At 34.5% G+C, this 24,088-nt stretch carries 18 protein-coding genes and 3 pseudogenes; 2 read left to right on the top strand and 19 right to left on the bottom strand.

What is annotated here, in order from left to right; all coding sequences use genetic code 11:
• Positions 1-147 precede the first annotated feature (147 nt).
• From ACK1U5_RS25410 to ACK1U5_RS25365, 10 genes and pseudogenes are all read right to left on the bottom strand, one after another.
• Entirely contained in the window at positions 148-852 is a 705-nt protein-coding gene (locus ACK1U5_RS25410; RefSeq protein WP_113710811.1) for a metallophosphoesterase family protein, read from the bottom strand.
• Between the two features lie 453 nt (positions 853-1,305).
• A complete protein-coding gene (locus ACK1U5_RS25405; RefSeq protein WP_000060602.1) occupies positions 1,306-2,682 on the bottom strand; it encodes an ABC transporter substrate-binding protein in 1,377 nt (458 codons plus the stop codon).
• A 21-nt stretch (positions 2,683-2,703) separates the two neighbouring features.
• Positions 2,704-3,525, bottom strand: coding sequence for a carbohydrate ABC transporter permease (locus tag ACK1U5_RS25400; RefSeq protein ID WP_000635946.1), 822 nt, complete (start codon positions 3,523-3,525; stop codon positions 2,704-2,706).
• Positions 3,522-4,454 carry a carbohydrate ABC transporter permease gene (locus ACK1U5_RS25395; protein WP_030022966.1) on the bottom strand — a complete coding sequence of 311 codons (933 nt, stop codon included), beginning with the start codon at positions 4,452-4,454 and terminating at the stop codon, positions 3,522-3,524. The genes ACK1U5_RS25400 and ACK1U5_RS25395 overlap by 4 nt, the downstream gene beginning before the upstream one ends.
• Positions 4,454-5,551, bottom strand: coding sequence for an ABC transporter ATP-binding protein (locus ACK1U5_RS25390; protein WP_000571387.1), 1,098 nt, complete (start codon positions 5,549-5,551; stop codon positions 4,454-4,456). The genes ACK1U5_RS25395 and ACK1U5_RS25390 overlap by 1 nt, the downstream gene beginning before the upstream one ends.
• Complete coding sequence (locus ACK1U5_RS25385) at positions 5,548-6,114, bottom strand: glycerol-3-phosphate responsive antiterminator (protein ID WP_000472003.1); 567 nt, start codon at positions 6,112-6,114, stop codon at positions 5,548-5,550. The genes ACK1U5_RS25390 and ACK1U5_RS25385 overlap by 4 nt, the downstream gene beginning before the upstream one ends.
• A gap of 307 nt (positions 6,115-6,421) precedes the next feature.
• Positions 6,422-6,697, bottom strand: a pseudogene (locus ACK1U5_RS25380) (GNAT family N-acetyltransferase); the annotation flags it as partial.
• A gap of 142 nt (positions 6,698-6,839) precedes the next feature.
• Positions 6,840-7,709 (bottom strand): ankyrin repeat domain-containing protein, encoded by an 870-nt coding sequence (locus ACK1U5_RS25375; RefSeq protein WP_000287337.1) that lies wholly within the window; start codon positions 7,707-7,709, stop codon positions 6,840-6,842.
• Between the two features lie 441 nt (positions 7,710-8,150).
• A complete protein-coding gene (locus ACK1U5_RS25370) occupies positions 8,151-8,654 on the bottom strand; it encodes a nitrous oxide reductase accessory protein NosL (protein ID WP_000865667.1) in 504 nt (167 codons plus the stop codon).
• Between the two features lie 135 nt (positions 8,655-8,789).
• Complete coding sequence (locus ACK1U5_RS25365; RefSeq protein ID WP_000857376.1) at positions 8,790-9,044, bottom strand: hypothetical protein; 255 nt, start codon at positions 9,042-9,044, stop codon at positions 8,790-8,792.
• Between the two features lie 254 nt (positions 9,045-9,298).
• Between ACK1U5_RS25365 and ACK1U5_RS25360 the strand changes: the two genes are divergently transcribed.
• Positions 9,299-10,603: a CitMHS family transporter gene (locus ACK1U5_RS25360; RefSeq protein ID WP_000880474.1), complete on the top strand. Its 1,305-nt coding sequence runs from the start codon at positions 9,299-9,301 to the stop codon at positions 10,601-10,603.
• A 44-nt stretch (positions 10,604-10,647) separates the two neighbouring features.
• Here the strand turns inward: ACK1U5_RS25360 and ACK1U5_RS25355 are convergent, their stop codons facing one another.
• From ACK1U5_RS25355 to colA, 7 genes and pseudogenes are all read right to left on the bottom strand, one after another.
• A complete protein-coding gene (locus ACK1U5_RS25355) occupies positions 10,648-11,340 on the bottom strand; it encodes a response regulator (protein ID WP_000503463.1) in 693 nt (230 codons plus the stop codon).
• Positions 11,341-11,342: 2 nt separating this feature from the next.
• Complete coding sequence (locus ACK1U5_RS25350; protein ID WP_080481826.1) at positions 11,343-12,950, bottom strand: ATP-binding protein; 1,608 nt, start codon at positions 12,948-12,950, stop codon at positions 11,343-11,345.
• A gap of 151 nt (positions 12,951-13,101) precedes the next feature.
• Positions 13,102-13,962, bottom strand: coding sequence for a methyl-accepting chemotaxis protein (locus tag ACK1U5_RS25345; protein WP_374221872.1), 861 nt, complete (start codon positions 13,960-13,962; stop codon positions 13,102-13,104).
• Between the two features lie 81 nt (positions 13,963-14,043).
• Positions 14,044-15,078 (bottom strand): annotated as a pseudogene (locus ACK1U5_RS25340) (HAMP domain-containing protein); the annotation flags it as partial.
• Between the two features lie 248 nt (positions 15,079-15,326).
• Complete coding sequence (locus ACK1U5_RS25335) at positions 15,327-16,895, bottom strand: flotillin family protein (protein ID WP_000155016.1); 1,569 nt, start codon at positions 16,893-16,895, stop codon at positions 15,327-15,329.
• A 12-nt stretch (positions 16,896-16,907) separates the two neighbouring features.
• Entirely contained in the window at positions 16,908-17,456 is a 549-nt protein-coding gene (locus ACK1U5_RS25330; protein ID WP_000242438.1) for an NfeD family protein, read from the bottom strand.
• A 246-nt stretch (positions 17,457-17,702) separates the two neighbouring features.
• The gene (gene colA / locus ACK1U5_RS25325) at positions 17,703-20,600 is read right to left on the bottom strand and encodes a collagenase ColA (RefSeq protein ID WP_069604962.1); all 2,898 of its coding nucleotides are present in this window, start codon (positions 20,598-20,600) and stop codon (positions 17,703-17,705) included.
• A 246-nt stretch (positions 20,601-20,846) separates the two neighbouring features.
• On the opposite strand from colA, the gene opuD reads away from it, so the two are divergent.
• Entirely contained in the window at positions 20,847-22,397 is a 1,551-nt protein-coding gene (gene opuD / locus ACK1U5_RS25320) for a glycine betaine transporter OpuD (protein ID WP_000591575.1), read from the top strand.
• Positions 22,398-22,458: 61 nt separating this feature from the next.
• On the opposite strand, the pseudogene ACK1U5_RS25315 reads toward opuD, so the two are convergent.
• A pseudogene (locus ACK1U5_RS25315) lies at positions 22,459-23,328 on the bottom strand (GNAT family N-acetyltransferase).
• 161 nt (positions 23,329-23,489) lie between these two features.
• The coding region (locus tag ACK1U5_RS25310; protein WP_448814844.1) for an LPXTG cell wall anchor domain-containing protein at positions 23,490-24,088 on the bottom strand (599 nt) is incomplete at its 5' end.

The raw sequence follows: 24,088 nt of genomic DNA, 5'->3' as shown, positions 1-24,088 counted from the left end.
TTCTTCTCTTCATAACAAAAGAATGTAGTTACATTACGTTTCATTTTTAACTATTTCCTTCTAAAATTTTGAAGTTTTATTATAAAAACTTTGTCTTAAATTTAGCTTAATAAAAAATTGAAAGAAATAAGATTCCTCTTATCTCTTTCAATTTTTTATTACATATACCTTTTTACTCGGCAATTCCAAACAATTTAGCTGACCACCGTACACAGCCCCGCCATCAATTCCAATAATACGATTACTACCAAAATACACTCCGCAATCCTCACTACCATGAAGCGTTTTTGTTTCCGTATGCCCAAATACAACAACCTTTTCACCGCTATATCCATTATGAAATTCATTACGGATCCACATTAACGTATATGGTTCAGATTCAGAAACTCGTTTCATCGGTTCAACCCCAGCATGTACAAATATATCCTCTTCTGTTTCAATGTAATGATCTAATTCTTGAATAAACTTTATATGTTCCTCTAATACACGAGAGTGTAAAATCGGTTTTTGGAAGTCTTTGTCATTAACCGCAATATCCTCTTCTACAAATCCATAGCTATATAATGTCTTATCTCCACCATTTCTTTTTACCCAATGGTTCCATGAACGTTCCTCATTTGTCGTTAACGCCTTAATCATCATATCTTCATGATTTCCCTTTAAAATGAGTGCTCCCTCTTCTTTCAATTCTCTTACCTTTTCAATTACAGCACGCGCATTTGGACCACGATCTACATAATCTCCCAGTAAGATTAATTGATCCTGTTTCGCATCATATTGTGCTTCTTCCAATAACTGTTCGAACTTTTCTATCTCTCCATGAATATCACTAATAACAAGAATTCTTTTCATATTATCCCCCCTCTTTCTAATTATAGTTCAAAACAACAGAAACTTCCGAATCTTAATCTTAAATCAAATTTATCCCGCATTAACGGGCAGTAAGCCCCCCACTGATTACAGTTTCACTTTATTACAAACTAAACTATTATCCTTACAACAATGTAAGTCTCTTGTCATCCAATTCGATAGTTGTAATTACTGTATTTCCTTATACTGAGAGTAAGAAATGAAACAAAAAATAAGGAGAGATGAGCGATGAAAAAAGTAATGGAAGTTGTAGTAGCGGTAGTAGAGGTTTTCGTAAATGGTAAACAAGTGGCAATGGAGTTAAATAAATAATGAAAAGGACAACATTCACTCTAGACCCTTTACTCATATAAAAGAGATAAGACTTCATCATTTCTTTGATCCCTTATCTCCCTATAAAGAAAGCCGTATCCCTTTTAAGGATACGGCTTTCTCTTATTTTTGACTCGTACGAGCTGAAATGCTAATTGCTCTATCTGTTGCTTTGGCAGCTTCATCTAACGCTTCTTTACTATTCTTCCCGTCATACATCGCTTCTAATGCTTTTACAACTGCATCTCTTGATTCTGGAAATACACTAATTAAAGCACCTTGTGTTGCTGGAGATTGCTTCGTTGCTTGCAGTTGATCTACTGTTACTTTCAACTGTGGGTATTTTTCATATTGCTCTTTTACTAATGGCTCATTATATGCATCTGGATTAATTGAGAAATAGCCTGTTGCAGTATGCCATTTTGCTTGTACGTCTGGCTTCGTTAAATATTTCATAAAGTCCCAAGCACCTTGTTGCGTTTCTTCTGAAACCATATTCGTCATCCATAATGATGCTCCACCAATAACAACACCATTTTGTTTCGAATCCTCTGGATACGGAATATATGAAACACCTACATTAAACTTAGATGCATCAATTAAATCACGAACACCTGCTGAAGAATCTAAATACATAGCAACTTGTCCAGACTGGAACGCGGCACGAATATCATCCCAACTTGCTCCATACTTTCCAAGTGCGCCAGCTTTATTTAAATCATCTAACATTCCAAATACTTTCTGTCCTTCTTTACCGTTAAATACCGCCTTCTTTGCAGCATCCTTACGGCCGTTTTCGTTATCTACATATAAAGCACCTTGTGTCGCTAACAATTCTTCAAAGAACCAACCATAGTTAAGCATGGAGAATCCATATTGTTTTACATTTCCGCCTTCTTTAATCGTTAACTTTTTCGCTGCTTCTTGTAATTCCGCATATGTTTTCGGAGCTTTCTCTGGATCTAAGCCCGCCTTTGCGAAAGCATCTTTATTATAAATTAATACTGGTGTAGATGAATTAAATGGCATAGAATACATTTTTCCATCAACTGAATAATAATTTGTAATTGCTTTTTCTAATTTTGACGTATCGTACTTATCTTTTTTTATCCAGCTATCAATTGGTGTGATTTTTTTACTATCAATCATATATTTCGTTGTAATTTCACTCGATTGAACAAGAGCTGGCGCTTCTTTCGTTGCAGACATCGTTCTAAATTTCGTTAAAGACTCTTCATATGTTCCTTGGAACTCTGCCTTTATCTCATATTTATTTTGCGACTTATTATAGTCTGCAACAAGACCATCTAGTACTCCTTGTGTTTTTCCACCCATCGCATGCCAGAAGCGAATTACAGTTTTATCACCATTTTTTTCAACTGGTGCTACTTTTGCCTGTGCTTCAGGTTTTCCTTCTGTTTTACTATTTGAACAAGCGGCACTAGATAATGCCATTGTTGCTACCATTAATAGCGCAGCACCTTTTTTAACTAGACTCATTTAAATCTCACCTTCTCTTAGTTATTTAATTGCACCTTTTGTTAATCCTTGTTGTAATTGCTTTTGCCCTAAAAATAGTAAAATCAATGTTGGAATAACGATAACCGTAACACCGGCCATTACGCTTCCCCAATCAGTTGCAACTTCTTGAGACTGAAGCTGCTTCACACCGATTTGCACTGTTCTTACTTTTTCATCAGTGGTCACTAAAAGTGGCCATAAATACATATTCCATGTTGTTAAAAAGCTATATACTCCAAGCGTAATAAAACTCGTTTTACAATACGGAATTACAACGCTGAATAAAAATCTTATATTTCCAATCCCTTCAATAAACGCAGCTTCTTTCAGTTCATTCGGAAGTGTCATAAAATGTTGACGTAACAAGAAAATACCGAAAGCTGTTGCAAAAAACGGCACTGTCATCCCAGCAAAACTATTGATCCAACCAAAGTTTTGAATCGTTAAAAAGTTAGGCACCATCGTTGCTTCCCACGGAATCAGCATCGTTGAAATAAACAGGAAGAAAATTAAGTTTCTCCCTTTAAACTGAAGAAAAACAAAAGCATAAGCTGCTAAACTTGATACGATAAGTTGTCCAATCATAACGACTGTCGATACAATTAAACTGTTATATAAGTATGTAAAAAGCGGTACCTTTTGAAAAATATTAATAAAATTATCAAAAGTAAATTGAGTCGGAAATAACCTTCTCATTTGAATATCGTCTGGTGTCATAAAGCTTATTAAAAATGCATACAGTACAGGAAAAAATACCATTACTGCACTAATAATGAGCAGCATGTATAATAGGAAATTTTGTTTCCACTGTTTAACAATCATTTATAATGCACCTTTCTCTCAGCAAACTTAAATTGAAGTAATGTAGCAATGAAAATGAAAACAAATAATACCATTGCTTGTGCACTTGCTGTTCCAAATTGATGATTCACAAACGCCTCTTTGTAAATCGAGTACACAATCAAATTCGTTGCATCATTTGGTCCACCGTGCGTTAAAATATCAATTTGCCCAAAGCTTTGGAACGCACTAATTAATGTTACTGTTACAATAAAGAATAAAGTTGGTGATAGCATCGGTAATGTAACACGGCGAAGTTTATATAAATAACTAGCACCATCTATAGATGCACTCTCATATAACGACGTATCGATATTTTGTAAACCACCTAATATAACTAAAAATGCAAAACCTGTATTCACCCAAACTGTTGTAACTGATACAGAGAATAGTGCCCAGTCCGGACTCGTTAACCATGCGATTGCAGGAAGGTTCATAGAGGCTAATATATTATTAAATAATCCTACACTTGGATGAAATAAAAATAGCCAAATCACTGCACTAGCGGCTACTGATATTCCCATCGTCGAAGAAAACAGAACTCGGAATAACCCAATACCTCTTACTTTTCCATTTGCAATCAATGCAAGAAACAAAGCAAATATAATACTCGTAGGCACTGTATATAAAACAAATAATAAAGTTGATTTTATACTTTTGTAGAAGGCTGGATCAGAGAATAAGTATTGATAATTTTCTAAGCCAACGAAAAGATTAGCTTCCCCATGTATATCGGTTAAATAAAAGCTATAGTAAATCGTCCTAAACAATGGATAGAACAAAAAAATCGAAAATAACAAAATAGATGGCGCCAAAAACAATAATCCTATTCTTAAATCTTTCGTTCTCCCCCATATTTTTTTCTTTTTTGACACCTTTGTTTGAACTGGTAACTTACTTACTCCAATCATTATTTCGCCACCACTTTCAACTCTTCTTCAGCTACCACTTTTAAGCGTTCATTCGTGTTTTCATTAAAGAAGCATAACTTTTCTTGCGAGAATAATAATTTTACTTTGTCACCTTTGTTCAAGAGTAACTGTCCGATGACTTTCGCACTCCAAGTTGTTCCATTTACCGCAAAGTTCAATATAGATTCATTCCCTAATACTTCTACAGATTGCAACGTCACTTCTTGTCCCTCCTCAGACAGTGCAATATGCTCAGGGCGCATGCCTATGCGAATTGTTCCTTCTGGTAATTGCTTTAACTGTCTAATAGATAATGGAATTTGCAATTGCCCTATATGTAATACACCTTTTTCTTTATTTACTTCCCCATCATTTATATTCATAGAAGGAGAACCTATAAAGCTTGCAACAAATTCGTTTGCAGGTTCGTTATATATGTCAAGTGGTGTTCCAACTTGCTGTATACTTCCTTTATTTAAAACCATGATACGATCTCCCATAGTCATCGCTTCTATTTGATCGTGGGTAACGTAAATCATCGTAATTCCTAATCGCTGCTGAATTTCTCTAATTTCAATTCTCATTTGCGCACGTAATTTCGCATCCAAATTCGAAAGTGGTTCATCCATTAAACAGATTGGTGCTTGACTCACAATTGCCCTGGCAAGTGCAACACGCTGTCTTTGTCCGCCTGATAATTGGCCTGGTTTCATTTTCACATACTCTTTCAGTCCTACCATTTCAATAGCTTCCATTAATCGCTTTTGTCGCTCTTCTTTTTGTACTTTTCTTACCTTAAGTCCAAATAAAATATTTTCTTCTACAGATAAGTGTGGATATAATGCATAATTTTGAAATACCATTGATAGATTACGGTCTTTCGGCTCTAGATCATTTGCAACACGTTCATTAATAATTAAATCTCCTGAAGAAATCTCTTCTAAGCCAGCGATCATTCGTAATAATGTGCTTTTCCCGCATCCCGAAGGTCCAACTAAAACAAAAAATTCACCCTTCTTAATATGAACCGATACGCCTTTAACCGCTGTCTCTTCTGCATTTTTATATACCTTTGAAACATTTTTCAATTCAATCACAAGGTTGCACTCCTTTTTTCTTCTTGTATCCATACTTCATAATGACTTGTTGAAATTGCACTTGCTCCTGCACGAATTGCAATTTCCGCATCTTCTCGCGTTTGAATCAACCCTCCTGCAATAATAGGAAACTCTATTTCCTCTACTAGCTGTTTAATAATAGAAGGCATAATCCCCGGCATAATCTCTACTGCATTTGGTTTAGTCGTTTTACAATTTTCAATTGATTTAGTAAGAGATAAAGTATCTACAATAAAAATACGTTGAATTGTTTTCAATCCAATTTTATTAGCATTTCGAATTGTTGAACCCTTTGTTGAAATAATACCTTGTGCCCCGATAACATCTTGAATATACAAAAGCGCTTCCTCTGTATTCGTATTTAAGCCTTGTATAAAATCACAATGAAGAAATACATCATGTCCATGTTTCTGCAATTCATATACACGCTCTGGTAATTCCAGCATTGAACCAGTCATAAGAAAAACTGTTTTCGGCAATTTTTTGTATGCTTTGTATCCTTTCCAATCCTTTATCATCGCAATATAAGGTTCTTTAAACATTTTTTCCACCTAACTGTTCTATTTTTATCCAAACTAAAAACACCTACTTACATAGAACGCCTTTCTCCTTATTTGAACTCTAGGGAATAGAGCACACCTAAGAAAGTGGCACATTATATGTAAGTGGGTGTTCTCAAATGTTCTCTACCCTATTTATTTTGTTACCTTTACTATATTACGCATTTATTAAGTCAGTTTTGATAGATTGTTAATTAGGTGTTAATCGAATGTTAATATTCACCATATTTTCTTAATATTAATCTAGATATACAAATAAATCCCAACGGCAAACAACTATCTTTAAAATTTAAGTGATATGCAAATTCATTCCATAGTTAATTAGTTTTAGTTTTCTCGCAACGGCTTGTGAAGCATAATTATTCCAAGAAGTACTATAAAGTGGAATGCTTTTTTCTTCTTGTATTGATATCGCCCAGGCTGTAACACCATCAGTACCATATCCGTTCCCTTGAAACTCCGCTAAAGTTTCCACACTTGCCTCAGCAGCTACGGGCGTACTTCTGGCACTGCAACAAACAGAAACTACCTTTTCATTTTTTACAATTGCCAAATAAGGTTGCCTCCTTATTTACTCCATTTACCATCCATTCATAATCTATTTTTCATGTTCAAAATAAAAATCCCATTCAAATACACATTACTGAATCCATCATACTAACTGATTTCTTCATTCTGTCTATCTAAATGGGATTATTTTTCGTTTTTTACTCTACTGGCTGTTGTGGCTGTACTACTTCATTCGCTCCAGCTACCCTCAACATATTTACAATATCTTTAAAACCTCTTTTTTCAGCGTATTGCAGTGGCGTCAGCTGTTCCTTGTTAGCCATATTTACATCTGCACCGTGATCAATAAGCAATTGAATTACTTTCTTATGATTTTCACTACCATTTCCTAATACAATTGCTTCTAATAGCGCTGTTCCACCACGTTCATTTTTATAATTCACATCAATATCTGTATGCTCTAATAATTCTTTAACAACCTCTACATGGCCACGCTCAGATGCAGAAATAAGTGCTGTCCCACCTGACCTAGTCGTTTCTTTCGTATTAACTCCTGCATTAATTAATACTTTTACAATATCCGTATATCCTTCTCTACTTGCATAAAGAAGTGGATTACTTTTTTTCTCATCTTTAATTTCAATATTAGCACCTGCACCAATTAATGCTTTAACTGTCTCTACATGATTTTGGTACGTCGCTGCAAGGACAGGCGTTTCTCCGTTGTCACCTTCTACGTTTATATTCGCTCCATCCTGAATCAACTTCATAGCTGTCTCTGTGTCTCCAAGGGTAGCTGAAAGTAACAACTGTTTGTCCATTAAATTTATACTTTTCTCTTCTTTAGATTCTTCCTGTTCTTTATGCTTCTCTTTTTTCTTTTCATTTTTCACATGAACCGGTTTCGATTCTGGTTCTTCTTGCTTATCGCAAGCCACTACCGTCATTAAAAGTCCTAATAAAATACATAATAAAATTTTTTGTTTTCTCACAACTACAGCTCCTATGAAAGATAATGTTTTCTTAACCATTCCTCCATCACATACAATAACTCTTCTTGAGTACATTTATCCATAAGCCCTTTAGATTCCTTCTTTAATCGGATTATCTTAAGCTTATACTATGTTTCTCAACCTATTGAAATGATACGCCTGATGGCCCCATCATTAACATTATGAAGCAATTAGTTTAGCACGTTTTTACCGCATTTGTATACATTTCTAAAAAGTACATAAAGTGAAACTTTAATTGGTGGGGGTTTTGTTCATCCACCACTAATTATTAGCCCACACCAATCGGGCTTTTACGGGCAGCCCGACTCCACCTAACTTCTTTGCTTTCACTAAATTTTGAGGTGGGGATCTTACTGCCCGTTAATGCGGGATAAATGATTGCTTTAGGTTACTATATTCCATTGTAACCGTTCTTCTAAAAATTTTACACCTTTTCTATATTTGCACCTGAGTAATAATAGAAAAAGACAACTATATAGTTGTCTTTTTCTATTATTAATGATGTCCACCATGATTTCCTGCTTTCGGTTTCCCCATCATCTCTTTATTCATTTCCCATTTATGCTCTGCTAGCTCTTTATACGAAAGAACTTTACCCTTATAGTTAGATACAAAGCTCTCTGCATCTTTTTTATTTTTAAATGAAATGACATTATAAGCCATCGGTGTCGTTATTGTTTTATCATATACGTAAGTAGCCTCTTCTAACGAAATCCAATCTTTCGAATCATAATCTCGGACAAATTTCTCTTTCGTCTTTTCACCTGAATTGATCTCCATCCATTTATACATACAACCGATATCATCAAACTTTAACGCTTTTCCATTTTCTAAAATAATTTCTGTTGCAAATTGATTATCTGTTACCCCAATTTGGCAAATATCACATTTATCATGTTTCTCATCAATGGCAACAGCTGCTGTTTCCTTTTTCCCACACCCGACTACCGTAAATACGAAACATAAACATATAGCAAGTACGACATATTTTACTTTCATCAATATTCCTCCCTAGAAACCGTATACTCCACGAAAAGAATACCAAAAGGTTGTGTGAGATTTGTGAAAAAACAATGTGCTTTTTGTAATATAGGAAACAAACAAAGATGTGTAGTTATTTCTACACATCTCTCATCACTCGCAACCTGTAATTAATAAATCATCTTCTAACTTAACTAATAATGTATCCGCACTAATTTCCTGTCCAACTTCTACATTTACCAATCTTATATTTCCACTAATACCGACTGCGATTTTTTTAAGCTCACCGTCATTTTTTCGAATCATCAATAATTTTTCCCATTCATATACGTAAGAAGATTCATTAATAAAAATCTCCTCTACTTTTCCTTCATAAGAGCTATAAATCTCTTCAATTCTCGTTTTCATATAACATCTACTCCCTATTTCACACTTCACTATTTTCATCTTATTCTACCATTCTTACGAGGAGCAGCTTACTTTTTAAAAATTCAAATTAACTACCGTGAACAAAATGAACAAAATAAAAATTATGCTTCTAATGATGTTATTTTTTAAATTATTTACCATTTGAATAGATGCTTTTATTATAAATAAAAAACCTTTTTCTGAATTTTTATTCTATTTTGAAAGCGCAATCATTCTTTTGAGGGGGAAATTACATGTTAGCACTACTTGGATTTGCGATGGTATTTGTCTTTATGTTTTTAATTATGACGAAACGTATGTCAGCGCTAGTAGCATTAATATTAATTCCGAGTGTTTTTGCATTAATTGGCGGATTCTATGCCAATATGGGGCCTATGATGTTAGAGGGGATTCAAAAGTTAGCACCTACTGGTATTATGCTTATGTTCGCTATTTTATATTTTGGGATTATGATTGATAGCGGTTTATTCGATCCTGTCATTAGTAAGATTTTAAAATTTGTAAAAGGAGATCCTTTAAAAATCGTTGTCGGAACGGCTATATTGACTATTATCGTCTCTCTAGATGGTGACGGTACAACAACATACATGATTACAGTTTCCGCAATGTATCCACTATATAAGCGCCTTGGAATGAACCCCCTCATATTAGCTGGAGTTGTTATGTTAGGGGCGGGGGTAACAAATCTTACACCTTGGGGTGGACCCACAGCTCGTGTTATGAGCGCACTTGGACTTGAGGCTTCTGAATTATTTACACCTCTTATTCCAGGAATGATTGCTGGTGCAATTTGGGTTGTTTTCGTTGCTTACTATCTTGGAAAAAAAGAAAGAAAACGTTTAGGAATTATGGATGTACAGTATTTAAAACAAATGCAAACAATGGATGAGCAAGCTGCAACTGTCGAAGCCGCAGTGCATAAACGTCCTAAACTTCTATGGATTAACTTTTTATTAACCGCTACATTACTTGTCTGTCTCATACTAGAAGTTATGCCGTTACCTGTTTTATTTACAGTCGCTTTTGCTATTGCTGTTATGATTAACTATCCAAACTTAGAACAACAGAAAGAACGTATTGCTTCTCATGCAGGGAATGTATTAGCAGTTGTTTCTCTCGTATTTGCTGCCGGTATTTTCACTGGTATTTTATCTGGAACAAAAATGGTAGATGCCATGGCTAACAGTGTAGTAACTCTTATACCAGATGCACTTGGACCACAATTGCCAATTATTACAGCTCTTCTTAGTATGCCATTCACATTTTTCATGTCCAATGATGCATTTTACTTTGGGGTATTACCTATTTTAACTAAGGCTGCTGCTACTTACGGAATTAGTGCAGCTGAAATGGGACGTGCTTCCTTACTTGGGCAACCCGTTCACTTATTAAGTCCTCTTGTTGCATCCACTTATTTATTAGTTGGGATGGCAAAAGTTGATTTTGGTGAACATCAACGTTTTACTTTATTGTGGGCAGTTGGAACGACAATGGTGATGTTGATTACTGGCATTGTAATTGGGATTATTCCAATATAAGACGCAAAAAACAGTAGAAGAAATAAATCCTCTACTGTTTTTTATTATGAAGAAACAAGAAAATACCGTCTCTCCGGTCTCCCCACACTCCCATATATTAGCTCTGCGTGGACTTTCTTCCCAGATATTAAATACTCTAAATAGCGCCTTGCAGTTGATCGACTTACGCCTACCATTGAACTTAGTACCTCTGCTGTAATGCCTTCTTCATTAACTGTTAACATATGTTTTTTTATTTTTGCTAAAGTTAAGGGGTCTATCCCTTTCGGGGCATATTCCATTTCATTTCCCTTTACGCCTCTTTGAGACCATAAATGTTCTATTTGTTCTGTAGATAATTGATTATTTTTCTTCAGCTGCACAATCTTTTTTTGATAACTTTCCAAACTCGCCTTAAATCGATCAAACATTAGTGGCTTTACAATATAATCTGTTACTCCGCCCCGCAGGGCATGCCTCACTACATCTGTTTCCGATGCCGCTGTAATCATAATAATATCTGTATCGTGCAAATGATGCCTAATATATGTGACAAGTTCCGTTCCTTGCATATCAGGTAAGTACACATCTAATAACACAAGCTGTGGCTTCACAAGCTCTAGCCATTCTTTCGCTTGTTCTCCAGTCGTTGCCGTTCCAATTACTTTAAATCCCTCAATTTTTTCAGTAAAACGACGATGAATGTCAGCAATCCGAATATCATCTTCTACAATTAATACTTCAATCTCCTCACCCATTACTATTCGCCTCTCTCTTTCGGTAGTGCAATAATAAATAACGCACCACCTAAATCCCCTTTTTCAATTGCAATACTTCCATTTAAATCTTCTACTAACTCTTTCACTTTTGCTAATCCATATCCTCGCTCTCCTCCTTCTTTCGTCGAAAAGCCTTTATAGAATATGCTAGTAATTATTTCCTCATGAATCCCTTGCCCTGAATCTTCCACTTCAATTACTATTTCTTCTCCAATATCAGTTACAAACATCCTTACTGTCTTATCATTCTCTTCATTTTTTTCAATTGCTTCAAATGCATTCGTAATTAAATTTCCTAAAATAGAAACGACATAATTACTCTCAATATGTGGACTTAATTTTTCTAAACCACTTTCTCTATCTAGCATAAAATCAATCTTCAACTCTCGTGCTCTATTATAAAATCCAATTAAAATTCCACCTAGCCATGGATTTTGAATCCGCTTCATAATAAATTGAACAAAATCTTGATATACCGCTGTTTCCTTATGAATAAGCTCTAAAGCATCTTCGTATGATTCTAATTGGATAAGACCTGAAAGCGTATACAATAAATTGTTATATTCGTGCGCTTGCGCTCGTAATGCCTCTGTATATTGCTTCGTCTGAGATAATTCTGCTGTTAACTGATCCATTTCAGATTTCAAACGTAAGCTCGATACAACGCCAGTTACTTTATTCTTTACTTTAATAGGTAGACGGTTCGCAATAACAGCCTGTCCTTTTATATTTAATTGGCGATCAAACTGTTCTTCACCAGTTTGAAGTACATCTAGTATCGTTGAATTAGGAATTACATTTAAAATAAATTCCCCAATAATATTTTGTTGTTTATCTAGCGAAAGAATATCATAAGCTGCTTGATTGACTAAACTAATCATGCCATTTTTATCGATTACAATAATCCCTTCACGTACAGATTGAATCACTGTACTATGCTCTTCATATAAAGAGGAAATTTCTTCTGGTTCCATACCGAACATCATTCTTTTTATACTTGCCGCTAAATATATAGAGCCGATTACTCCAATTAATAGCCCTATTATTGTAATCCAAAATACACGCTTTCCATACACTTCTACCGCTCCATGAATATCGTCCATTGAAAATCCAACAGACACCACACCAATGATTTCATTTTCCTGATTACGGATTGGAACTTTTCCACGTAATGAAGGGCCTAATGATCCAGTTGCTTTCGAAACATATGATTTTCCTTCTAATAAAACACCTTTGTTATCTCCACCAATCATCGCTTCTCCTATTTTATCTCGCTCAGGATGTGCATATCGAATCCCCTCTTTATTTCCAACTACAATGAAGTCAGCCTCTGTATCCATTCGAATTCTTTCTGCAATCGGCTGAATGATAGAAGCTGGGTTTTCTTTTTGAAAAGCTTCCTTTATTTCAGGTATAGCAGCAACTGTTTTCGCAACATGCAAAGCTCGTTTCCCAATTTGCTCTTCTACCGTTTCAGATAATATGTAATAAAATAAATAACTCGTTAGCATAAGTACAACTAAAATAAGTGTACTTATAGTTAATGTAATTCTCGGTTGGAGTTTTAATTTTTTAAATTTCAAAACCATCCCCCTAACATGATTAAAGATAGAATTTAAAGAATATACAGTCTCTTTAATTATACTTAATCATAACACGGTTACTCTATATTTCTTTCTTTTTCTCTTCATAAAAAAAGAAACGAAGTAAAATTATTACCTCGTTTCTTAATATTTGTTATTACACTTTAAACTTACTAATCATCTCTTGTAATTCTTCTGCCATTTGTGATAAATGAACTGCTGCTGCATTTATTTCATCTACTGAAGCTAATTGTTCCTCAGAGGAACCAGCAATATTTTGAACACTTGCTGCATTTTCTTCAATCGTAGCTGCAATTTCATTAATAGATGCACTTACTTGTTTTGCATCTACCGTCATTTGTTTTGCTACATCTACCATGCTATCAATTTGTACAACTGTATCATTTGTAGACTTCAATATTTCGGCAAAGCTTTGCTTCGTTTCATTTGCAACTACAAGTCCTGATTGTACTTCTACTCCAACTTGATTCATAGAGCTTACTGTTTCTTTTATATCAAATTGAATCTCTTTCACTAGTTTCCCAATTTCCGTAGAAGACTGTCCTGATTGTTCTGCTAGCTTTCGCACTTCATCTGCTACAATTGCAAATCCTCTTCCTTGCTCTCCAGCTCTCGCAGCCTCAATTGCCGCATTTAACGCTAATAAATTTGTCTGTTCAGCAATATGTTGAATCACTTCAAGGATTGCTCCAATTTGTTTCGACTTATCGTCTAACAAACCAATGATTTTGTCTGACTGCGAAACAGACTCATGAATTAATTGCATTTGATTCACAGTTTGTTCAACTAACTTCCCACCATTTTCGGCTTTTTTCTTCGTATACATAGAGGCTGTAGATACTAATGAAGAACTATCTGCAACACGCTGAATTCCTTCTGTAACTTCTTCTAACAATGTTGCTCCTTCTTCAACTTCTTTCGTTTGTATTTCTGCACCACTTGATACTTGCTCTATAGCCTGTGTAATTTGTTCCGTTGCTTCGCTTGTCTGCTTCATACTAGCTGTTAATTCTTCTGAAGATGCCGCTACATGACTTGCTGAAGTGTTTATATTAGAAATGACACTTTGTAACGATGCAGCCATCTCGTTAAAACTTTCTCCTAGCTGTCCAATTTCATCTTTAGAATGAACTGTAATTGATTCTGTTAAATCACCTTCACTAATCTTCTTCGATGATATGACAAGTTGTTTTAACGGTTTAATAATAGACGCAATTATGAAGTAAATTACAATCCCACCGATTATTAGTGAAATTCCAAGAACAGTTATTGTTTTATAGAAAATAGGTTCAGCCGCTTCGATAATTTCTTTGGAAGGCATAATTCCTGCTATTTTCCATCCAGTTTTCTTATTCGTTTTAAAAGTGATATTGCGATCTTCACCATCTAATGAATAATGAAAATCCCCAGCTTCCTGTTTATACAATTCTTTACTAAGTTTCTCTTCTAATTTCTCTCCTGGCTTCATTTTCGGGTGCGCTACTACATTTTTATCTTGATCAAATATCGCTACATATCCTTCCTTACCGATATTAACCATCTTAGAAGTAGTAACGATATCATTAATGATTAAGTCAATCCCAAGAACTCCACTTTTATCCTCGTTTTGTTTTGCTAGTGTAATAACAATATTTCCTGTCGTTTTTGACTTATATGGAGCAGTTACAATTACTTCTCCGCTTTTCTTCACTGCCTCTTTATACCAATCTCTTTCTGTAGGATTATATCCATCTGGCATCTGAATAGCTGGTGATTGAATGAACTGTCCATTACTAGATCCTGTATAGATTGCTTCCATTTCTGGATGCAGTTTATTGTATTCTTCTAGTTTATTTTGTATGTTTTGAATTTGATCTGCTTGGTAACTTGATTGTGTAAATAATTTCGTAAAATAAGTTGCATCTATTTTTTTACTATCCAATTCCTTATTAATTACATTATCCAAAATTTTTATATTATCTTTCGCCGAGTTTAAAATTGTTTCATTAAAATTCGTCTTCGCCTGTTGATAAGACGTCCAACCAATTACAATACTTGGAAGAATTAAAATAATAATAAATGATACAAGTAACTTTGTTTTTAAACTACTACTCCTTAATTTCCCTTGAAACATACTTCTACCCCTCCATACCGTTTTAAATGTAATTAATTAACATTTAATCTTTCTATAAAAATAATACGATTTAAATGTATCAATGAGACTCTCTATCTTTTTATACATCTAAAGAATTGATATATATCTTTTTCATTCTATATAAATTAAATAATTAAAACAATGTATAAAAATGTATATTATTCGAAATATTATAATTCATAGGAGAACCTCTAGTATTTCACTTACTAGAGGTTCTTTTCACCTTACTATTCTTTATCTACTTCTTTTTTCTCATCTTCTACTACAGATACAACAGGTTTATCGCTTGATAATTGTTGTACCGCTCCTTTTCCTGCAAATCCTTCTAATAGCTCTTTTAAGTCAATGCCAGAAGAAGCTTTTAACGTTTCTTGCATCGTTGCCATTAAATCAGTTGCATAACCCGCAACTTTTCCGGCGCCGCTATTTTTACCACCGCCGCCTGTATCAACAACTGTAATTTTATCAATGTTACTAAGCGGACTTGCAACTTCCTTCGCATAACTTGGAAGCATTTTAAGAACCATATCCATAATTGCCGCTTGGCCATATAACTCAAATGCCTCTGCAATTTTTTGCTTCGCTTCTGCTTCTGCTAAACCTTTTAATCTAATAACATCTGCTTCCGCCGTACCTTGTGCTTTTTGTACTTCCGCTTTCGCTTGACCTTGCGCTTTTTCGATTTCCGCCTTCGCTAAACCTTCTACACGTACTTCTTCCGCCCGAGCTCTCGCTTCAGCTTCAATCTTATATTGATCCGCATCTGCCTTTTTAATTTGTTTTACTTTTTCTGCTTCCGCTGATTGCTCAACAGCATAGCGATCTGCATCTGCTTTTTTCTTAACTTCTGCATCATATTGCTTTTCACGACGCGCAATCTCTTTTTCTTCTAACTCGATTTGCTTTTCACGCTCAATGATTTTAACGCGCATTTGCTCTTCTGTAACACCTTGTTGTGCTTTCGCTTGTTGTAATTCGTAAGAAAGATCCGCGTCTGCTCGAGCTTGTTCTTGCTCTCTCTTATAAGATTGTACTTTTAATTCTTTATGTTTTTCAGCTTCAGCGATTTGAGCATCACGTTGATATTCAGCTTCTTTTGCTTCTTTCTCAGCACGAGCTTTTTCAATACGAGCTTCTTTTTCACGCTCTGCATTCGCAATTGTTGCATCACGCTTCACTGTCGCAATTTGCGGCTGACCAAGTGCATCTAAGTAACCATTCTTATCCATAATTTCTTTAATTGTAAAGGAAACGATGCGAAGACCCATTTTCTTTAAATCCGTAGAAGCTACTTCATGTACTTTTTGAGCAAATTGCTCTCTATTACTATACGCATCTTCTACTGTCATAGAAGATAAAATCGCACGTAAATGACCTTCTAAAACTTCTTTTGCTTCTACTTTTAACTCTTCTGTTTCTTTTCCTAAATATTGCTCAGCTGCTGTAGATACTTCTTCAATCGTAGAACCTACTTTAATAATAGAAACACCATTTACTGTAACTGGAACACCTTGCTTCGTATACGTATCACGTGTACCCACTTCTAACTTATAGTTTAATAGACTTAAAGGCTCTGCTCGTTGCATAATTGGAACTACGAATGTACCGCCACCGCGAATAATCTTAATCTTCTTTCCATCATCAGTGGTAACTACATTTTTTCCGCCACCAAGCCAGTTCCCTGTAACAATTAACGCTTCATCTGGTCCAACTGTTCGATACTTCGTAATGAATACTAAAATGAGTAAAATTAAAATTGCGAGTAACACTCCACCAATAATTAATGGAATCGTCATGTGAATTCCCCCTTATAATTTTGGTTTTTTTAAAGAATAAGCGATGTTTTGTACAAGTAAAACACCATCTTGGACTCCCTCGATAATAACTTCAGTTCCTTGTGAAATATCTTTTTTCCCAATTGTTTTAGCTGGAATTGCATTACTTCCAAATTGAGAGGAGATTAGTACTTCTCCAAATCCTTCTGTAGGAATTGTTGTAATGACTTCCCCCTTGCAACCTATGAACTCATCCATACGTTGCACAGTATTTTGTTCTGCTTCTGCAATCGGCTTTAAAATTAGTATTTTCATTATGAATACACCAATAAAGGATATAGCACATGCAGCCCCGAAAATAAGAATGCTATTAAAGGAAAATAAATATTCTCCTATATAACTAAGCCCACATAACATGGCGAAAAAACTAAGTAATAAAGTAACAACGGATACCGATCCGCCTCCAAAACTAAATATGGATTCAAATATATCTCCAAAAAAGATATAAATCACAGTGAGTATAGTAGCAATAATAAATCCGTATAAATAAATTGTTTCAAGTGGATAACCAAACAAAACCATTTCTTATCCCCCTCTCTTAAACAATCCCTTTTTTGTTATGTGTATGCCCCACCTCTTTCAAAGATTATAGTTCTTAATTTTCAGTTATTTATCTTTTAAAGAAAAACCTGTAAGACAGGCCTCTAAAAAAGAACAGGAGAAACCTATTGTGACAGGCTCCTCCTAGAAAATAACCGATATATTATATATCTATATAATATACTATTTTCCACAAAAAGTAAAGTTAAACATACATTGGAAAAGCACTTATTTTATTGATAATTTGTACGTTCCATCGCCATTATCATATTTATATACATACAAGTAATACTTGCCTGGTTTTGCATTAAATTTCGCTTCTATATGATTCCCATTAACTTGACCGTAAGCTGCATAATTTTGCATATCTGATTCATGGTGCAGCACCCATGTCATCCCGATTCCATACTCATTTAAAACGGAAATATCGATATCTTTCGCTGATGCTACATTAAATGTATAAACATCAGTGTGGTCCCCGCCAATAAGACTACCTTTTATCGTACTATTTAGCCCGATACGATTTGCTTCCTCTGGACGATTATTTGGTTCTGATTCTGTTAAACTTCCATCTTTAATCGTAACAGTTGTTTCACTTCTGCTCTCTTTGCCTTTATCATCTTTTACTCTTAACGATACTTTATAAGAACCTTCTCTTTCATATACATGTGCTGGATTCACTTCTGCACTTGTGCTTCCATCTCCAAATTCCCATAAATAAGAAACAATTTTTCCATCTTCATCGTTTAAGCCATCACTTTTAAATTGAATTCCCTCTTTTACAAGACCGCTATAAGGGCCATTTATATTAACCGTTGGAGCTTTATTTTCTCCGTCATCTTTTGCGATACCGTGGAAAACTACATCATATTCAAATTGATTTGAGCTATTCACACGATAATTGACGAAGTATGCTGTAACAGTTTTGTAGCCACTCCATTCTTTTTGCACCAATTGTTCTAAAGATTCATTTACTCTTTTACTCATTGCTTTCCAATCTTCTGATTCACCTTTTGTGACACTACCTGTATACGTACCTTCTAATGTAAATGTATTAAAGAATTGAGAATTATGTTTTGTCATTTTTGTATCTTTCATAGGCAACGTATCACTAATTTCTTTCTTCACCGCTGCTAACGACTTCGTTGCATGTTCAGCTAAATAATCATCTGCTACTTCCGGTACATTATATTTATCTTGATTATCGATTAGCTGCTGCATATACTCTTGATACTCTTTATTTAGTTTTAAGTCTTTACTTAAATTCTCACGATAAGCATCATAATTTTTCACGTCATTCGCTCGAATTAAATCTTGAATTTTATCAAACATTTCAAATTGATGTGTATATAAATAAGATTGCAATGCGAACGAGTAATTATAGAAATCCCAAGAACCGTATTTAGCAAATAGTGTACGCTCTGCTGTATAACGGCTTGCAGGATCAGATGATAATCCGCTAATTATACTCTTTCTTGGTACAACGTTATTCGTACGAGTAGATCCTGCGAAAAACTCTGCATTTCCTTCTTGGAACCAAGTTAGCCTTTCATTTTGATACATATCTCCTCTTCCAAATAAACCAGGAACTTCATATCTCCCTTGCAGATAATGAGTAAATTCATGACGGAATAACTCTTCTAAACTATAAATACTTTGCTCTGGTGTACGCTCATATGTAAAGAATGTACCTGTCTCTTCAATATAAATTCCACCGTTGTTTGTTTCATATCCATACAATTGTCTATTTAACTGATATTCATCTGGACTATTATAAATTACGATCGTTAATACATCATCCGCATTTCCTGGCTCTAACGCTTTGTCATTTCCAATTACCCGGTGATACTGTGCCTTTACTTCCTTCGCAGCCCAATATAGTCTCTTAATTTTTTCTTCTGATACTTTATCTCCTGTTTTGAACACAATTGATCCATCGTCGAATGTATACGTTTTTGGTAAGTATTGCTCTTTTCCTTCTTTACGTATTTTCTCTAAATCTACTGTATTCCCGCTATAATCTTTACCATTATAATTTGTTGTAATTTGTTCTACCGCAACAAAATACGGTTCACTTAAGCGCGGGTACATATGCATTGCTTGTGTAACAACCTCTAATCCTTTATTTGGATTACTATGAAACTTCCCTAAACGGCTAGCAAAATAAATGCCATTATTAACGAGCCATTTATTTTCTGGCGTTACTTCATTTAGAAGAGCAATACGATTTATTTCATTAATAAACCCATCTACTTTTCCATACCACATCGTTTCATTCGCTTCTTTACGAGCCACAGTTAAGTACGACTGTATATCATAGTCAATACCTTGCATAATATCGTATATTGCTTGTCCCTTCATTCGATCATTTACATAAGTAGTATAATTATCATTGTATTGCTTTAAAATATTCGATGCGTATTGAACCGTTTCAACATCACTTGAAGCATTACTAATTAATTTACCGTATGCAGATACGACTGTATCTTGTTCAACTGTACCAAGCTTAAAATTCGGATTTTTTGCGATTGCTTTTAAAGCAGGTAAACATTTGTCCTGGAAGCTTCTTTCATTTAAGTCGCTTAATTCACTATTATAAAATGCAAGATAAAAAGCTGAACGCAGCACTTCAGTAAACGTTTGAATTCCTTTTGAATCATCTTTCGTAAATGTACTACCTCTATGAGCTAATTCATCTATAATGACTTGCATTTTTCCTTTATCTTTATAAAAAGCCTTTGCATCTTCGTTAAACTGGAATAAGTCTGTAATTTGGTGCCACTTAATACTGCCTAACGTTTCAACTAATTCTTGATCATTCATTTTGTTTAAATCAGCCATTGAATAGCTTTCTTTAACTTGCTTTACTGCAGTTTTCTTCGTAATAGATGCTGGTCGCTGTGAAAAATCTCCTACTTTTAAACGTTCTTGAAATGATAAAGTTTCATCAACTTTTGAAATATGTCCAACTTCATCTACCGACTTTTCAATTCCAACCGGTTTCGTTTTCAACACGTTATACGGTACTTTTTCTTCCGCTGCTGCATGAGTTTGAAGTGCGCCTAACGATAAAGCCATTGTACTAATGCTAAGCATCACTTTATTGATCTTTGATTTCTTGTTCATATCCTTGCCCCCTATTTTAATATTCCATTCAAGAATTTAACATAAAATCTGGATGTAACAATATAAAATGCAATATTTCATATTATTTCTTCCTATAATTTGTACATATCGTGAACACATTGCTCTTTACCTCCCTAAAACAAATTGCATCCTTTCACATTATAAAAAGGGAATTTTTTGACAATTAAAAACTTAATTGTTATGATTATTATAATTGTTAACTTTATTAAATAAGGGTGGGATTCTATGATAAAAAAAGAAAACAGTGTATTTTATATCTCCTTCTTGCTAACAACATTATTCATTATATGGGGAATTACCCCAGCAAGTTGGATACAAGGCTACGATTTACAAAGTGTTACATCTTCTTTAAACTCATTTATCCTCAATAAATTTGGGTGGTTTTACTCTCTACTTATGACTACAATGATTATTTTGGCTGCTTATTTAGCATTTTCTAAGTACGGTTCTATTCGTCTTGGTAAAGATGGAGAAAAGCCAAAATATAATTATCCATCTTGGCTATCCATGTTGTTTGGAGCAGGAATGGGGATTGGACTCCTCTTTTATGGAATCGCTGAACCGATTTCACATTTTACAGATCCATTAACAGGAAAAGCGGGGACAGAGGAAAGTGCCAAACTCGCTATGCAATATTCATTTTTCCACTGGGGTCTCTTTCCGTGGTCACTATACGCAATGGTTGCTTTAACAATTGCATATTTCACATTCCGCAAACAAAAAGGGAGCACTATCGGGGCTACAGTTACTCCATTATTTAATCGATCGAAAAATTCTCGTATCGGAAAAACAGTCGATATTTTAGCTGTTTTAGCCACAGTATTTGGCATTGTACCATCTGTTGGGATTGGTGCTCAACAAATTGCTGGAGGATTAAGCTATTTATTCCCTTCTATTCATAACACTTTACTTACACAGCTCGTACTTATCGCCATCTTCGCCGTTTTATATTTAACGAGTGCACAAACTGGCTTAGATCGTGGGATTAAATATTTGAGTAACTTAAATTTCTCTCTTGCAGGTATTTTACTCGTCTCCTTTTTATTTTTAGGGCCAACCGTATTTATTATGAAATATTTCACATCTACACTCGGTTCTTATATTGGAGCTTTGCCTAGTATGGGATTAAATTTAGGAGCATTTAATGAAAAATCTTCTTCTTGGATTGAAAACTGGACTATTTTCTATTGGGGATGGTGGATTTCTTGGTCTCCATTCGTCGGTACATTCATCGCTCGTATTTCTAAAGGGCGCACAATAAAAGAATTTATTTTTGGAGTTGTATTAGTCCCGACTCTTATCTGTACATTTTGGTTTGCAGTATTTGGTGGTACCGCAATCCATATGGAAATGTTCCAATCGCTTGGAATAGCTGATGAAATTGCAAAAAATGGTACAGAGATTGGATTATTTGCTGTTATTTCACATCTACCATTCTCTACATTTTTAACGATTATCGGGTTAATTTTAGTAGCCACATTTTTCGTTACTTCTGCCGATTCAGCAACATTTGTTGTTTCCATGCAAACGAGTAACGGAAGTTTATCACCGAAAAATAGTTTAAAACTTATATGGGGATTAACAATCGCGATAATTGCCGCTATTTTATTACAAGCTGGAGGATTAAATGCACTACAAATCGCAGCTATAATTGCTGCGCTACCATTTTCTATTGTAGTCGTTCTTATGGTTACTTCACTCTTTAAAGAGCTACGAAAAGAAGATGTTAATTTGCAAACGAAAGAAGTGCCGAAAAAAATAAAAAAGGTTATGTAACGATTGGCGCCTCAAATCACTTCTAAATCCGTAATAAAACCCATTCATATGAATGGGTTTTTCACTCTATTATATAGTGCTGTAAACATGCTTTTTCCTCAAAACCTACTTTCTTGTACAATTTCATCGCACGATCATTATTCGTATTCAAACATAGTACTATCTCTCTCATCCCTTGGAAAGAGAAAATATACTGAATTGCCCCTTGCAATATCCGCTCTCCGACACCTTTTCTTCTACTATTTTCAGCGGTTGCAATAAATTCAATATTCGCTTCATGAAACTCCGGATTTACTTCAACATATACATAACCTTCTAACTTACCATTCTTCATACTTACAAATAATTTATTCGTATCACTTAAACGTTCAATGATTTCATTTCCTTCATAATATGTATTAGGAAAAATATTATTATGTAAAACAATAAACTGCTCAAATACTTGTTGAGATGCTTCCTCTACTTGATTTATTGTACATTGCTCCACATTAGTTTTCTTTAAAATTAAAACGCTATGTTTCTCTTGTTTTTTAGCTTGTAAATATTTCATAAAGTCGATACCATTACTATTTTTCACGTGATAAAATCCATGAAACTTTTGAATATGAAGTGGAATTTTCTCGATAAGTTTCTTCCACATACTTAAAGCAATCTCTCCCCAATTCGAAGCTATAATAAAAGGCCCCCAAATCTCCGCACTTTCGCTTATCTCATCTATATCAAATCCTAATACACCTACAATTTCATTATTATCATTATAAGAAACGACAAAAGACTTCTCCCACCCTATATCAGAAAAACCATGAAGAATAGCGTCCAATATTTCTTCATGATTTTCCCCGCACTAACCAACATGCTGCGTAATATCTTTATTCATCATCGAAATAAATTCTGCAGCTTCTTCGATCTTTGAAATAGAATTAATATGCATAACTTCCCCTCCTTTTCTAATACACTTAGACAATCACTAGTAATATCCTTCTCTAGTAAAAAAAGACATCATCATATGCATGTTTCTAATAAAACCGCCATGATAATGTCTTCTCAAAAAAGCAAAAATTAATTATATATAATAATAAGATTAAACGTTATTTATTTCTTAAATAATCTCTTTCTAAATACGAACATACTTAGTGCGGAAAGAACAAGTGTTATGCCAGAAAGTAAAGTCGAAGTGCTAGCTTCACCGCCTGTTGATGGTAAAAATTTCTTACCTTCCTCTGGCTTATTAGTATGTTGTTTATTTAAAGTGTCTGCTTTTCTTCCCTCGTTTTCAACAACTTGATTATTCCCTTTTGGCTCTTGATCCAATCCTGTTGCTGATTCTTTTACTTCTTTCTTTGGTTCTTTCGCTTCTTCAGCTTCTTTTGTTGGCTCTTTTTCTTCTTCTTTTGTTCCTTCAACTTCTTTTACCGGCTCTTTCACTTCTTCTTTTGTTTCTTCAACTTCTTTTACCGGCTCTTTTTCTTCTTCTTTTGATTCTTCAACTTCTTTTACTGGTTCTTTCACTTCTTCTTTTGTTTCTTCAACTTCTTTTACCGGTTCTTTCACTTCTTCTTTTGTTCCTTCAACTTCTTTTACCGGTTCTTTCACTTCTTCTTTTGTTCCTTCAACTTCTTTTACCGGTTCTTTCACTTCTTCTTTCGATCCTTCAACTTCTTTTACCGGTTCCTTCACTTCTTCTTTTATTT

This window comes from Bacillus sp. XB1 (assembly GCF_053557995.1).
Note: the sequence above shows the minus strand (reverse complement) of the source record. Positions and strands in the feature narration are given on the sequence as shown.

Excerpts from the sequence above, each read along its gene's own strand:
- ACK1U5_RS25410 (WP_113710811.1), bottom strand. The coding sequence starts at position 852 with ATGAAAAGAATTCTTGTTATTAGTGATATTCATGGAGAGATAGAAAAG.
- ACK1U5_RS25405 (WP_000060602.1), bottom strand. The coding sequence starts at position 2,682 with ATGAGTCTAGTTAAAAAAGGTGCTGCGCTATTAATGGTAGCAACAATG.
- ACK1U5_RS25400 (WP_000635946.1), bottom strand. The coding sequence starts at position 3,525 with ATGATTGTTAAACAGTGGAAACAAAATTTCCTATTATACATGCTGCTC.
- ACK1U5_RS25395 (WP_030022966.1), bottom strand. The coding sequence starts at position 4,454 with ATGATTGGAGTAAGTAAGTTACCAGTTCAAACAAAGGTGTCAAAAAAG.
- ACK1U5_RS25385 (WP_000472003.1), bottom strand. The coding sequence starts at position 6,114 with ATGTTTAAAGAACCTTATATTGCGATGATAAAGGATTGGAAAGGATAC.
- ACK1U5_RS25375 (WP_000287337.1), bottom strand. The coding sequence starts at position 7,709 with ATGTACTCAAGAAGAGTTATTGTATGTGATGGAGGAATGGTTAAGAAA.
- ACK1U5_RS25370 (WP_000865667.1), bottom strand. The coding sequence starts at position 8,654 with ATGAAAGTAAAATATGTCGTACTTGCTATATGTTTATGTTTCGTATTT.
- ACK1U5_RS25365 (WP_000857376.1), bottom strand. The coding sequence starts at position 9,044 with ATGAAAACGAGAATTGAAGAGATTTATAGCTCTTATGAAGGAAAAGTA.
- ACK1U5_RS25360 (WP_000880474.1), top strand. The coding sequence starts at position 9,299 with ATGTTAGCACTACTTGGATTTGCGATGGTATTTGTCTTTATGTTTTTA.
- ACK1U5_RS25355 (WP_000503463.1), bottom strand. The coding sequence starts at position 11,340 with ATGGGTGAGGAGATTGAAGTATTAATTGTAGAAGATGATATTCGGATT.
- ACK1U5_RS25350 (WP_080481826.1), bottom strand. The coding sequence starts at position 12,950 with ATGGTTTTGAAATTTAAAAAATTAAAACTCCAACCGAGAATTACATTA.
- ACK1U5_RS25345 (WP_374221872.1), bottom strand. The coding sequence starts at position 13,962 with ATGAAGCAGACAAGCGAAGCAACGGAACAAATTACACAGGCTATAGAG.
- ACK1U5_RS25335 (WP_000155016.1), bottom strand. The coding sequence starts at position 16,895 with ATGACGATTCCATTAATTATTGGTGGAGTGTTACTCGCAATTTTAATT.
- ACK1U5_RS25330 (WP_000242438.1), bottom strand. The coding sequence starts at position 17,456 with ATGGTTTTGTTTGGTTATCCACTTGAAACAATTTATTTATACGGATTT.
- colA (WP_069604962.1), bottom strand. The coding sequence starts at position 20,600 with ATGAACAAGAAATCAAAGATCAATAAAGTGATGCTTAGCATTAGTACA.
- opuD (WP_000591575.1), top strand. The coding sequence starts at position 20,847 with ATGATAAAAAAAGAAAACAGTGTATTTTATATCTCCTTCTTGCTAACA.